This is a genomic window from Zobellella sp. DQSA1 (assembly GCF_041950555.1).
In the GTDB taxonomy this organism is placed as follows: domain Bacteria; phylum Pseudomonadota; class Gammaproteobacteria; order Enterobacterales; family Aeromonadaceae; genus Oceanimonas.
On record NZ_CP169531.1, the window covers coordinates 621,464 to 633,204 of the forward strand.

Genomic DNA, 11,741 nt, shown 5'->3' on the forward strand with positions numbered 1-11,741 from the left:
TTAATTGTGTTTTTTGCATGGAAGATCAAGTCCCTGCTGTCGGCCAGGGGTTGCTCAGGGAGGGACAGGGCATTTACACTGGGGGCCCCTATCGCTTTCATATACCCTAATGACCCCGAGCGAAAAATACCAGGCGGATCTTAGCCGCCCCGATTTTGTCCGCGATCCGGCCCAGGCCATGGCCGTGTCTCATCTGCAGCGGCTGTTTGATGACTTGCGGGCGCCCCAGGAGCAGCCCAGGCTCAGCCTGTGGCAGAAACTGACCGGCAAGCCGGTGCAGACGCGAACCATCAGGGGGCTCTACTTCTGGGGGGGGGTTGGCCGGGGTAAAACCTACCTGGTGGATACCTTCTATGATTGCCTGCCGTTCGACAACAAGCTCAGGGTACACTTTCACCGCTTCATGGGACGAGTGCATGACGAACTGAACACGCTGAAAGGGCAGTCAGATCCGCTCAGGCTGGTGGCGGAGCGCCTGGCCCGGGAGGCTCGGGTGATTTGTTTCGACGAATTTTTCGTGTCCGATATCACCGACGCCATGATCCTGGGCACCCTGTTTCAGTACCTGTTTGGCCATGGCGTCATACTGGTGGCCACTTCCAATATTCCGCCGGACGAACTCTATCGCAATGGCCTGCAGCGGGCCCGCTTCCTGCCGGCCATCGCCCTGATTAAAGAGCACTGTGAAGTGGTCAACGTCGACTCCGGCGTGGATTACCGGCTGCGCACCCTGGAACAGGCGGAAATCTACCACTCGCCCCTGGACGGCCAGGCCAAGACCAACCTGGAGCAGTATTTCGCCCGCCTGACCAATGAGCCGGGCAGTTGGGGAGCGAGCATCGAGATCAATCATCGACGCCTCAAGACCATTGCGGAAGGGGATGGGGTACTCTATATCGATTTCCGGGAGCTGTGCTGTACGCCCCGCTCCCAGTTCGACTATATCGAACTGGCACGCTGCTACCACTCGGTGCTGCTGGCCAACGTCATGCCCATGGGGCTGGACAGCGATGATGCCGCCCGCCGCTTTATCGCCATGGTCGATGAATTCTACGAACGCCATGTCAAGCTGATCATCTCGGCGGCGGTGCCCATGGAACAACTCTATGGCCAGGGCCGGCTCAATTTCGAGTTCAAACGCTGCCTCTCCCGGCTGACTGAAATGCAGTCCCACGAATATCTTGCCAGAGAGCACCTTCCTTAGTCACAATATGCGCCCCCGGGGTCTGGGCATGATCACGGGGAAGGGGCGGGCGGGCCGACTAATTTCAGTGGGCATTGAAATTAGCAGGTGATTTTTAAGGCAACTTTACCTATAATCGCCCGGCCCACGTTACACAGCTGTCGATAAGACAGCATCACAGTAAGCAGACTGGTGCTCGAAGGGGTGCAGGTCTGGTCGTGTTTTGCGCATGGTGCGCAAGTGTAGGATTCATTTTCAGTAATTTGGGTTTATCCATGAAAACTTTTGTTGCTAAGCCAGAAACCGTTAAGCGTGACTGGTATGTTGTTGATGCAGAAGGCAAAACTCTGGGTCGTCTGGCCACCGAGATCGCTCGTCGTCTGCGCGGTAAGCATAAGCCGGAATTTACTCCGCACGTTGACTGTGGTGATTACATCATCGTTATCAATGCCGAGAAAATTCAGGTAACCGGTAATAAAGCCGAAGACAAAATTTACTACTCTCACTCCGGTTTCCCGGGTGGCATCAAGTCCATCAGCTTCGAGAAGCTGATCGACCGCAAGCCCGAGATGGTAATTGAGTCTGCCGTTCGCGGCATGCTGCCCCGTGGCCCGCTGGGTCGTGCTATGTTCCGCAAGATGAAAGTCTTTGCCGGCAGCCAGCACAACCACGCTGCGCAACAACCTCAAGTACTGGACATCTAAGACGGGATTAGGCAAATGGCAGAAACTCAATACTACGGTACCGGTCGTCGCAAAAGCGCTACTGCGCGCGTATTCGTAAAGCCGGGTAGCGGTAACATCGTTATCAACAAGCGTTCACTGGATCAGTACTTTGGCCGCGAAACCGCCCGCATGGTGGTACGTCAGCCGCTGGAGCTGGTTGAAATGACCGGAAAACTGGATCTGTACATCACCGTTGCCGGTGGTGGCATCTCCGGTCAGGCCGGCGCTATCCGTCACGGCATTACCCGTGCCCTGATGCAATACGACGAAACCCTGCGCGGCTCGCTGCGTAAGGCTGGCTTCGTGACTCGTGACGCTCGTCGCGTTGAGCGTAAGAAAGTCGGTCTGCACAAAGCGCGTAAGCGTCCCCAGTTCTCCAAGCGTTAATTGGGATTGCAGTTTATATATCAAAGCCCGGGTTTACCCGGGCTTTTCTATAGGGGAACCCTCGGGTCGAATCCACTAATAATTTGTTGTTTTATAACAAATTATCTTGCTAAATAACGACTTTTCGGCCCTTTACCCGTCCTTGTAAAAGACCGCGCTTTTCTTTAGAATTTCGGGGTTTTTTTGTGGCAATTGAAACCATGATATCCGCCGCAGTTGTCACAAGCAGTCTCAATGCATGGAACGAACAATAAACGCGCGGAGACCAAATGGGAGAGTTTTTGGATGAGCAATGCGCCAGTTGATACCGGTCGCCGCAGATTTCTGACCTGGTCAACCACAGCCGTGGGTGGGGTCGGAGCTGCTTTTGTCGCTGTGCCCTTCATTAAATCCTGGAACCCCAGTGCCAAGGCAAAAGCGGCAGGGGCCCCGGTAGAAGTCGATATCAGCAAGATGGAGCCCGGTCAGTTGATCCGGGTTGAGTGGCGTGGCAATCCGGTGTGGATGGTCCGCCGTACCCAGGAAATCCTGGATACCTTATCCCAGCATGACAACCAGCTGCGTGACCCCGACTCCAGGGAGCCGCAACAGCCTGAGTATGCCCAGAATGCTTATCGTTCGATCAAGCCGGAAGTGTTTGTGGCGGTGGGGCTCTGTACTCACCTGGGATGTTCGCCCACCTACCTGCCCAACACCTTCGGTGAGCAGGTGCAGGGCGTGAGCGCCGGTTTCTTCTGCCCCTGTCACGGCTCCAAGTTCGATATGGCCGGACGCGTGTTCCAGGGTGTACCTGCCCCGCTGAACCTGGTCATTCCCCCCTATTACTATGTCAATGACACCACCATTCTGGTCGGTGAAGACAAGGAAGGAGCCTAAATCATGCTGGGTAAACTCGTAAGCTGGATTGACGAGCGGATTCCGATGACGGCGACCTACAACAAGCATGTAGGTCAGTATCCTGCGCCGAAAAATTTCAACTTCTGGTACTTCTTCGGCTCTCTTGCCATGCTGGTTCTGGTCAACCAGATCCTGACCGGTATCTTCCTGACCATGCATTATAACCCGTCTGGTGATGGCGCTTTCGCGTCCATCGAATACATCATGCGGGATGTGGAGTACGGCTGGTTGCTGCGTTACATGCACTCCACCGGCGCCTCCGCCTTTTTCGTCGTCGTCTATCTGCACATGTTTCGCGGCCTGATTTACGGCTCTTACCAGAAGCCCCGTGAACTGCTGTGGATTTTTGGCATGCTGATTTTCCTGGTACTGATGGCGGAAGCCTTCATGGGGTACCTGCTGCCTTGGGGCCAGATGTCCTTCTGGGGGGCCCAGGTCATCATCTCCCTGTTTGGTGCCATCCCGGTCATCGGTGACGATCTGACCCTGTGGATCCGTGGTGACTACGTGATCTCCGGTGCCACCCTGAACCGCTTCTTCGCGCTGCATGTCATCGCGTTGCCGCTGGTGCTGGTGCTGCTGGTGTTCCTGCACATAGTGGCGTTGCACGAAGTGGGTTCCAACAACCCCGACGGTATCGACATCAAGAAGAACAAGGACGAGAACGGCTGGCCGAAAGACGCCATTCCCTTCCACCCTTACTACACCGTCAAGGACGTGGTGGGTGTGGCCGGCTTCCTGTTCCTGTTTGCCTTCGTGATCTTCTTCATGCCCGAAGGTGGCGGCTACTTCCTGGAAGCACCGAACTTCGAGGCGGCCAACGGCCTGAAGACGCCAGAGCACATCGCGCCGGTCTGGTACTTTACCCCTTTCTACGCCATTCTGCGGGCCGTTCCCGATAAGCTGATGGGCGTTATTCTGATGGGCTTGTCGATTGCGGTGTTGTTCGTGCTGCCCTGGCTGGATCGTTGCAAGGTACGTTCCTTCCGTTATCGCAGCAAACTGCACCTGCTCAATATCGTGCAGTTCGTTATCTGCTTCATCATTCTGGGGATCCTGGGCGCGCTGCCGTCTACTCCGGCACTGACCCTGCTTGCCCAGGTGTGTTCGTTCGGCTATTTCGCCTTCTTCGTTCTGTTGTTCTTCTACAGCAAAAACGAAAAAACCAAGCCGCTGCCAGAGAGGGTTACGTTCAAATGAAGAAGTTAATCATAGCCGCATTGACCTTGCTGCCGTCGCTGGTGATGGCTGCTGGTCCCAGCGTCGCGCTGGACAAGGCCAACTACGACCTGCGTGACCAGGGCTCGCTGCAAAATGGGGCCAAGCTGTTCATGAACTATTGTGCCGGCTGCCACAACACCCAGTACCAGCGTTACAACCGGGTGGCGGAAGACCTGGGGATCCCGGAAGACATCATGCAGGCCAATCTGAACTTCACCGGTGCTCCCATCGGTGGACTGATGCACAGTGCCATTCCCGAGAAGGATGCGGCCAACTGGTTTGGTGCGCCGCCTCCCGATCTGACACTGGTGGCCCGGGTGCGTGGTGCCGATTGGCTCTATACTTACCTGCGCTCCTTCTATAAGGATGACAGCCGTCCCTTCGGCGTGAACAACCTGGTGTTCCCCTCCGTGGGTATGCCGCACGTACTGGAACCCCTGCAGGGCTCTGCCCGCCTGGAAACCATAGTACGTACCGTTGACGGTCATGAAGTGGAAACCCCGGTGGGCATCAAGGCCGACGGCAACGGCGAGATGGCCGCGGAAGAATACGACCATGCGGTGCTTGACATCGTCAACTTCCTGGTTTACTCCGGTGAGCCAGTCAAGCTGGAGCGTCAGCGTATGGGGTACTGGGTACTGGGTTTCCTGGCCATCTTCTTCGTCTTTGCATATCTGCTGAAGAAAGAATACTGGCGTGACGTACACTGATTAGACATCGTCTAAGCTAAACAGGGGAGCGGCAATGGGGCAAAAATGCTTCCATTGCCGTTCCCATTTATGATTTGCGGAGGATTCAATGGCAGTTGCGGCCAATAAGCGTTCTATCATGACGCTGTTTTCAGGTGCTGACGATATTTACAGCCACCAGGTGCGTATCGTCCTGGCGGAAAAAGGGGTCAGTGTGGAGATCAGTCAGGTGGAGCCTGACAGCCTGCCCGAGGACATGCTGGAGCTGAACCCTTACGGTACCGTGCCGACCCTGGTCGATCGGGAGCTGGTACTTTATGAATCTCGTATCATCATGGAATACCTGGACGAGCGGTTTCCCCATCCACCCCTGATGCCGGTGTATCCGGTAGCCCGGGGTACCAGTCGGCTGATGATGCACCGTATCGAGCAGGACTGGTACTCCCTGGTCAAACGCATTCAGCGCGGCGACAAGGCCGAGGATGCGCGTAAGGAGTTGCGTGAGGCTCTACTGTCCGTGGCCCCGGTCTTTGCGGAATACCCTTACTTCATGAGCGAAGAGTTCAGCCTGGTGGATTGCTATATGGCTCCGCTGTTGTGGCGTCTGCCTTCCCTGGGGATCGAGTTGTCCGGTCGCGGCGCCAAGGAAGTGAAAGCCTACATGATCCGGTTGTTCGAGCGGGAATCCTTCCAGGCCTCCCTGACCGAAGCCGAGCGTGATATCGGCGGCAAGGTATAATCATGGATGAGATGACGCCCAGCCGGCCCTATTTGCTGCGCGCTTTCTACGACTGGCTGCTGGACAACGAGCTGACGCCGCATCTGCTGGTGAATGCGGAGGTACCGCACACCATGGTGCCCCGGCAGTATGTCGAGGATGGCCAAATAGTGCTGAATATTGCGCCGAGGGCGGTGGTCGGCCTGCAGATGGATAACGAGGCGGTCAGTTTCAGCGCCCGTTTCGGTGGTGCACCGTTCCAGGTCTATATCCCGATGGCGGCCATTGTTGCCGTGCAGGCTCGGGAAAACGGGGCCGGTACCTTCTTCCCGCCGGAGCCCGCCTACGATGCCTGGCTGGCCACCGCCGACGAGGAGGGCGACGTTACCGAGCCACCGCCGGAAATGGACGAATCCCAGCCTTCGACGGGCAAGAAGGGCAAGCCCAACTTGCGGGTCATCAAATAAAAAACGCAGCCTCGGCTGCGTTTTTTATGCCGGTCGCGATTTGAGACTAAGGTGCCGCCTGTACGAATTCGAAAACGGTGACGACCTTGGCTACCCCGCTGATGGTTCGGGTCAGTTGCACGGCGATTTCCGCCTCTTTCTGGGTGACCAGGCCGATCAGGAAGACCTCGGCGTTTTCGGAGACCACCTTGATCTTGGTACCGTCGATGTTCTTCTCGGCCAGCAGGGTGCTTTTCACCTTGGAGGTCAGCCAGGTATCCTGGCTGCGCGCCGAAAGTGAGAGGGGCTGACCCAGACGGATCTCGTTGAACACCTCGGCCACCCCGGGCACGTTTTTGACTATCTCTTCCGCCTGCTGGCGATAGGCTTCGGTGGGAGTCTGCCCAATCAGCAGGGTCTTGGCGTTGGTGGTGATGACCGCCAGGCGGCTGTCGTCCCACAATGGCTTGGTTTCGCCCAGCCGGTGCAGGGCGCGCAGGTCGATGGCCTGGTCACTGACCTGGGTCGACACGGTACGGCGATCGGTAACGGCACCGACGCCGGTACCGGCGCCGGCGACCATGATACCGGCACACCCCTGCAGCAGGGTGAACGCCGCCAGGAGAAGCAAGAGTCGTTGTTTCATCATTAATCTTCCTGTTGGGGAAAGAGGGTTCGGTCTATCAAATCACAGAGGCAGTGCAGGGTCAGCAGATTGACTTCATGAATTCGCGGTGCCCGCAAGGCCGGAACCCGGATTTCCACGTCGTTGGGGCCGAGCAGACCGGCCAGCTCGCCGCCGTCGCCACCGCTCAGCGCCACTATGGTCATGTCCCGGCTCAGGGCCGCTTCGGCCGCCTTGATCAGGTTGCGGCTGTGGCCACTGGTGGAGATCACCACCAGTACGTCTCCGGCCTGGCCCAGGGCGCGGATTTGGCGGGCGTAGGCCTCATCGAAGTGCTGATCCACCGAAATAGCGCTGATACTGCTGGTATCCAGGGTGAGGCAGAGGGCGGGCAGGGCGGGCCGCTCGGTTTCATAGCGGTTGATTAACTCGCTGACGAACAGTTGCGCCAGGGCGTTGGAGCCGCCGTTGCCACACACCAGCAGCTTGTTGCCGTTAAGCAGGCACATCACCATCATTTGCGCCGCCGCCAGGATGTCGTCCGGCAGGGCTTCGGCGGCGGCGATTTTGGTTTGAATGCTTTCGGTAAAGCTGGCCTTGATTTCTTCCTGCATGAGGGTCCTTAAAAAGCGTTGGCGATCCAGTTAATGTCGGTCCCTTCACAGGCGACCAAGTCAAAACGACAGGACTGACGGGATTCGTTCAATCCTTTTGATTGCAAGTAGCTGAGCGCGGCGCGGCGCAAGCGTTGTTGTTTGGCCGGACTCACCGAGGCGGCGGCGCCACCGAAGTGGGTATTTTTGCGGTAGCGAACTTCGACAAATACCAGGGTGTCATCACTGCGCATGATCAGATCGATTTCCCCGAGCCGGCACTGGTAGTTGCGTTCTATCAGGCACAAGCCCCGGTCGAGCAGGAACTGTTCTGCCCGGCGTTCGTGCCGCTCGCCCTGATCGCGTTTACTGCCCGCCGGGAAGCCATGCGCCATTACGGTACTCCATCCATTGCAGCCTTCGCTGCAGCACCCCCTGTGGTGATGCGGTCAATTCCCCCGTGAGGGCCGGGACCGGGGGGGCTCCTTCCCTCATCTGGGACAACTGCGGGATCAGGGTCAGCGCATCATAGCCGAAGGCGAACAGCCGCTGCCAGGTGATCCCGGCATTCGGCCACAGCGTGGCCACTTCCTGCCTGAGTTGTGGGGCCCCGTCGAAAATCCAGGGCATGTCGGCCAGTTGCAGTCCGTTGAGCTCGCTCATCGGCGCGTCGTCATCCGGTACATAGCTGCGTGATGTCACATAGGTGGGCAGACGGGCGGCACGGCTGTCCCGTACAAAGTCGAAATAAGGCAGTATTACCCGGGTTTCGGTGGCGTTGGTGACCATAAAGACCGAGTCAATCGGCTGGGCCGCCCAGCCGGTATCGCCGAGCGGCTGTATGACGCCGGCCGCGGCGGGACGAGGGCTGCTGGCCAGCGCCCGGCGAACGTCCGACTCGATGGAAGACTGTCCGGCAAAATAGGCCAGAATAGCCGCTTGACCGCTCTGCTGCTGCCAGCGCTGGCCGAACTCGGTCGCCACCCGGCGACCGAGTTCGTTGTTGGGGGCAAACACCAGCGGCTGGCGGTGGCCCTGATCCCACATGTGGCGGGCTGCTTCGGCTGCTTCCGCTTCCGGCGACAGGGAGAAGTAGTACAGGTGCGGCAGGCCCGGCTGATAGGCGGGCACATTGAGTGCCAATACCGGCATGGCCGGATCCAGTTCGGTCAGGGCGTCCACGTCCTCCTTGAGCAGGGGGCCGAGGATGAAATCGGCCCCGGCCTGCTGCACCTGGTGATACAGGTTGGCCATGTCCCGGCCGTTGGTGTCGAAGAAACTGAGCCGGGATGCCTGGCCCTGGTGGGCACTCAGGATACCATTACGGATGGCGTCGGCCTGCTCCGCCAGGCGTCCGGACAGGGGAAGCAGCACGGCAATATGGGCGGGCTGGTAGGCCGAGATGACGACGGGCTCCGTTGGTGTGCCGACCACATAGGCCTGGCCGGGGTGGTCCGGATAGGCGGTACGCCAGGATTGCAGCTGCCATTGGCGCTGCCCGGGTTGGAGATTGTCGCTGTTCAGGATGGCCATCAGCCGGAACCAGCCGTTGGCCTGCGCACTGTTGCCGGGGCCCTGGGCCTGCCGCAGGCTCAGAGGGGAAAGGGGTTGCAGGAGACGATGGATATGCTCCCTGTTGCTGTCCCGATCACCACCGCCGAGCAGCTCCTGGCGTTCGACCAGTGCCTTGGCCGCCTCCAGCGGTTGCCGTTGCCGTTCCAGGGCGTTGGCCTGGAGCAGCAGGTAATAAATATTGCCGCCGCGGGAAAGCCGGGTTCTGTCGAGAGTGGCCAATTGCTGCAACGCCCCTGCCGGGTTGTCCTGGGTCAGCACCAGGGCCGCTTCCAGCAACCCGAGGGTGGATTGCTGCTGGGGTGAGGTCCGGCGCAGTACCTCCAGCTGTTGGCCGGCGGTGGCGGTATCTCCCTGCTGAAGGGCCGCCCGAATGGTCAGCACCCGCCAACTGAAGGCGTCGGGTTCGGCAGCCCGCTCGGCCAGGGTTTGGTACTGATCGGCCGGCCGGTCGATGATGCTGAACATGTCCGGCGCTGGCGGTGGGGCCACCAGAGGTGCCCTGATGCCGGTACCGCAAGCCATAAGAATGGATGAAAGCACCAGGGTGCACAGCAGCCGTGTTACACTGTCGCGTTGATATTGTGTCGCCAATCCCATTTATCCCAAGCTGAGTCATTCTGGTCCTAAGTGTAATAGGGCCATGACGGTGAAACAATTGCTTGCACAGGAGTCCCTATGAGCCAAGCGGCCGCACTTTATATTGTGCCCACCCCCATCGGCAACCTGAATGATATCAGCCAGCGCGCTCTGGAAACATTACAACAGGTTGATTTAATTGCCTGCGAAGATACTCGCCATACCGCGAAGCTGCTGTCTCATTACCAGATTAGTACGCCTACCTGGGCACTGCATGATCATAATGAACAATATAAGTCGGAGCAGTTGGTCACCCGTTTACTGGCGGGCCAGGCCATCGCCCTGGTCTCGGATGCGGGCACCCCCTTGATCAGCGACCCCGGTTATCACTTGGTCAACAGCTGTCGTGATGCCGGTATCCAGGTGATTGCCTTGCCTGGCCCCTGTGCCGCGATCACGGCGCTATCGGCGGCGGGCCTGCCGACCGACCGCTTTGCGTTCGAAGGGTTTCTGCCGGCCAAGGACAAGGCCCGCTTCGACAAGCTGGAAAGCCTGAAGGACGAAGCTCGTACCCTGGTGTTTTACGAATCCCCCCGACGCCTGCTCGACAGTGTTCGCGCGTTGGTCGAGGTGATGGGGGAAGAGCGGCGGCTGGTGGTGGCCCGGGAACTGACCAAGACCTTCGAGAGTATCCACAGCTTACCGGCTGCCGAGATGCTCGAATGGCTGAAGGGCGACGACAACCGTAGCCGGGGCGAGATCGTGCTGATGGTGGCCGGCCATCGTCCCGACGCGGATGACCTGCCGGCCGAGGCGCTGCGTACCCTGGGCTTGCTGCGGGCCGAGCTGCCGCTGAAGAAGGCGGCGGCGCTGACCGCCGAGATCCATGGGGTCAAGAAAAATGCCCTCTACAAGTACGGGCTGGAACATCTGGCATAAGGCGGCTGGTGTCCTCCATGGCATTGGTGTACACTCCGCCGCGGAGTTGGCCGGGTAATCGCTGCTTCGTCGTTGTGCTTTCGGGCAAACGGGCGGAGGGGAGGAAAGTCCGGGCTCCACAGGGCAGGGTGCCAGGTAACGCCTGGGGGGCGTGAGCCTACGACCAGTGCAACAGAGAGCAGACCGCCGATGGCCCGCAAGGGATCAGGTAAGGGTGAAAGGGTGCGGTAAGAGCGCACCGCGCGACTGGCAACAGTTCGTGGCACGGTAAACTCCACCCGGAGCAAGACCAAATAGGCCTCCTACAGGCGCGGCCCGCGCTGGAGGCGGGTAGGTTGCTTGAGCCAGCGAGCGATTGCTGGCCTAGAGGAATGATTACCAGCCGAGCTTGCTCGGCACAGAACCCGGCTTACAGGCCGACTCCGCTATTTTTTGAAAAACGCAGCTTCGGCTGCGTTTTTTATTACCGGCATCGGCCGAGTCATTCGGCGATGGCCGAATCGGCTGCTAGCAGTAAATTATATTTACACCATTTTTTTGCAAATTTTCTTATAAAGCAGTCGACTAGTTCCTCCATTGCCCCTGGTGGCCCTTCTTTGTCGTTATCTTCCGTTTCCTGGCTTGAAAAGCTTGAGTCCCCTCCTTACACTTGAGCGTGGTGGGAAAAAGTGGATTTTTGTGGAACAAAGTAGATCATAAGGACTCTGCATGCTGCGTGGTGCTCACGCCATCAGCCTGGATACCAAGGGCCGGTTGGCAATACCGACACGATTCCGGGATTCGTTGCGCGATGAGTGTGACGGGGTCCTGATCTGCACCATCGATATCAGCAACCCCTGCCTGCTGCTGTACCCCCTGGCCGAGTGGGAACAAATAGAAAAAAAATTGCGGGCCCTGTCGAGCACCAACCTGCAAGAGCGCCGTCTGCAACGGTTGTTGCTGGGGCATGCGGCCGAATGCGAGTTGGATGCTCAGGGCCGGTTTCTGATACCGGGCCCGCTCAGGCAACACGCAGGACTCGATAAAAAAATCATGCTGGTGGGTCAGCTCAACAAGTTCGAAATATGGAACGAAACCCGCTGGCAACAACAAATTAGCGATGATCTGCAGGCCCTTCCGGGGGAAGGCTGGGAATCATCGGAACGACTGCGGGACTTTGCGTTATAA

14 protein-coding genes and 1 other RNA gene are annotated in these 11,741 nt (G+C 58.4%); 11 read left to right on the top strand and 4 right to left on the bottom strand.

Features of this window, described 5'->3' with window-relative positions; all coding sequences use genetic code 11:
- Positions 1-109 precede the first annotated feature (109 nt).
- The 8 genes from zapE (at position 110) to ACEVBK_RS03050 (ending at position 6,287) form a co-directional block, all read left to right on the top strand.
- Positions 110-1,204 carry a cell division protein ZapE gene (gene zapE, locus ACEVBK_RS03015; protein ID WP_375057133.1) on the top strand — a complete coding sequence of 365 codons (1,095 nt, stop codon included), beginning with the start codon at positions 110-112 and terminating at the stop codon, positions 1,202-1,204.
- 254 nt (positions 1,205-1,458) lie between these two features.
- On the top strand, positions 1,459-1,887 hold the full coding sequence (gene rplM, locus ACEVBK_RS03020) for a 50S ribosomal protein L13 (RefSeq protein WP_202082898.1): 429 nt from the start codon (positions 1,459-1,461) through the stop codon (positions 1,885-1,887).
- A gap of 15 nt (positions 1,888-1,902) precedes the next feature.
- Entirely contained in the window at positions 1,903-2,295 is a 393-nt protein-coding gene (gene rpsI / locus ACEVBK_RS03025; RefSeq protein ID WP_375057134.1) for a 30S ribosomal protein S9, read from the top strand.
- 285 nt (positions 2,296-2,580) lie between these two features.
- A complete protein-coding gene (petA, locus tag ACEVBK_RS03030) occupies positions 2,581-3,171 on the top strand; it encodes a ubiquinol-cytochrome c reductase iron-sulfur subunit (RefSeq protein WP_375057135.1) in 591 nt (196 codons plus the stop codon).
- Between the two features lie 3 nt (positions 3,172-3,174).
- Positions 3,175-4,392 (top strand): cytochrome bc complex cytochrome b subunit, encoded by a 1,218-nt coding sequence (locus ACEVBK_RS03035; protein ID WP_202082902.1) that lies wholly within the window; start codon positions 3,175-3,177, stop codon positions 4,390-4,392.
- The gene (locus ACEVBK_RS03040) at positions 4,389-5,123 is read left to right on the top strand and encodes a cytochrome c1 (protein WP_375057136.1); all 735 of its coding nucleotides are present in this window, start codon (positions 4,389-4,391) and stop codon (positions 5,121-5,123) included. The genes ACEVBK_RS03035 and ACEVBK_RS03040 overlap by 4 nt, the downstream gene beginning before the upstream one ends.
- An 88-nt stretch (positions 5,124-5,211) precedes the next feature.
- A complete protein-coding gene (gene sspA, locus ACEVBK_RS03045) occupies positions 5,212-5,841 on the top strand; it encodes a stringent starvation protein SspA (protein ID WP_375057137.1) in 630 nt (209 codons plus the stop codon).
- An 11-nt stretch (positions 5,842-5,852) separates the two neighbouring features.
- Positions 5,853-6,287, top strand: a complete 435-nt coding sequence (locus ACEVBK_RS03050; RefSeq protein WP_375058502.1) for a ClpXP protease specificity-enhancing factor — start codon at positions 5,853-5,855, stop codon at positions 6,285-6,287.
- Between the two features lie 46 nt (positions 6,288-6,333).
- Here ACEVBK_RS03050 and dolP read toward each other — a convergent pair whose 3' ends face one another.
- From dolP to ACEVBK_RS03070, 4 genes are read right to left on the bottom strand one after another with little or no spacing between them, the layout of a single operon-like run.
- Complete coding sequence (gene dolP, locus ACEVBK_RS03055) at positions 6,334-6,915, bottom strand: division/outer membrane stress-associated lipid-binding lipoprotein (RefSeq protein WP_375057138.1); 582 nt, start codon at positions 6,913-6,915, stop codon at positions 6,334-6,336.
- On the bottom strand, positions 6,915-7,505 hold the full coding sequence (locus ACEVBK_RS03060; RefSeq protein WP_106729301.1) for an SIS domain-containing protein: 591 nt from the start codon (positions 7,503-7,505) through the stop codon (positions 6,915-6,917). Before ACEVBK_RS03060 ends, dolP begins: the two co-directional genes overlap by 1 nt.
- 8 nt (positions 7,506-7,513) lie before the next feature.
- On the bottom strand, positions 7,514-7,879 hold the full coding sequence (locus ACEVBK_RS03065; RefSeq protein WP_375057139.1) for a YraN family protein: 366 nt from the start codon (positions 7,877-7,879) through the stop codon (positions 7,514-7,516).
- Complete coding sequence (locus ACEVBK_RS03070; protein ID WP_375057140.1) at positions 7,851-9,548, bottom strand: penicillin-binding protein activator; 1,698 nt, start codon at positions 9,546-9,548, stop codon at positions 7,851-7,853. The genes ACEVBK_RS03065 and ACEVBK_RS03070 overlap by 29 nt, the downstream gene beginning before the upstream one ends.
- 186 nt (positions 9,549-9,734) lie before the next feature.
- Between ACEVBK_RS03070 and rsmI the strand changes: the two genes are divergently transcribed.
- The 3 genes from rsmI (at position 9,735) to mraZ (ending at position 11,741) form a co-directional block, all read left to right on the top strand.
- A complete protein-coding gene (rsmI, locus tag ACEVBK_RS03075; protein WP_375057141.1) occupies positions 9,735-10,574 on the top strand; it encodes a 16S rRNA (cytidine(1402)-2'-O)-methyltransferase in 840 nt (279 codons plus the stop codon).
- Positions 10,575-10,616: 42 nt separating this feature from the next.
- Positions 10,617-11,002, top strand: an RNA gene (gene rnpB, locus ACEVBK_RS03080) — RNase P RNA component class A.
- 280 nt (positions 11,003-11,282) lie between these two features.
- Complete coding sequence (mraZ, locus tag ACEVBK_RS03085; RefSeq protein ID WP_375057142.1) at positions 11,283-11,741, top strand: division/cell wall cluster transcriptional repressor MraZ; 459 nt, start codon at positions 11,283-11,285, stop codon at positions 11,739-11,741.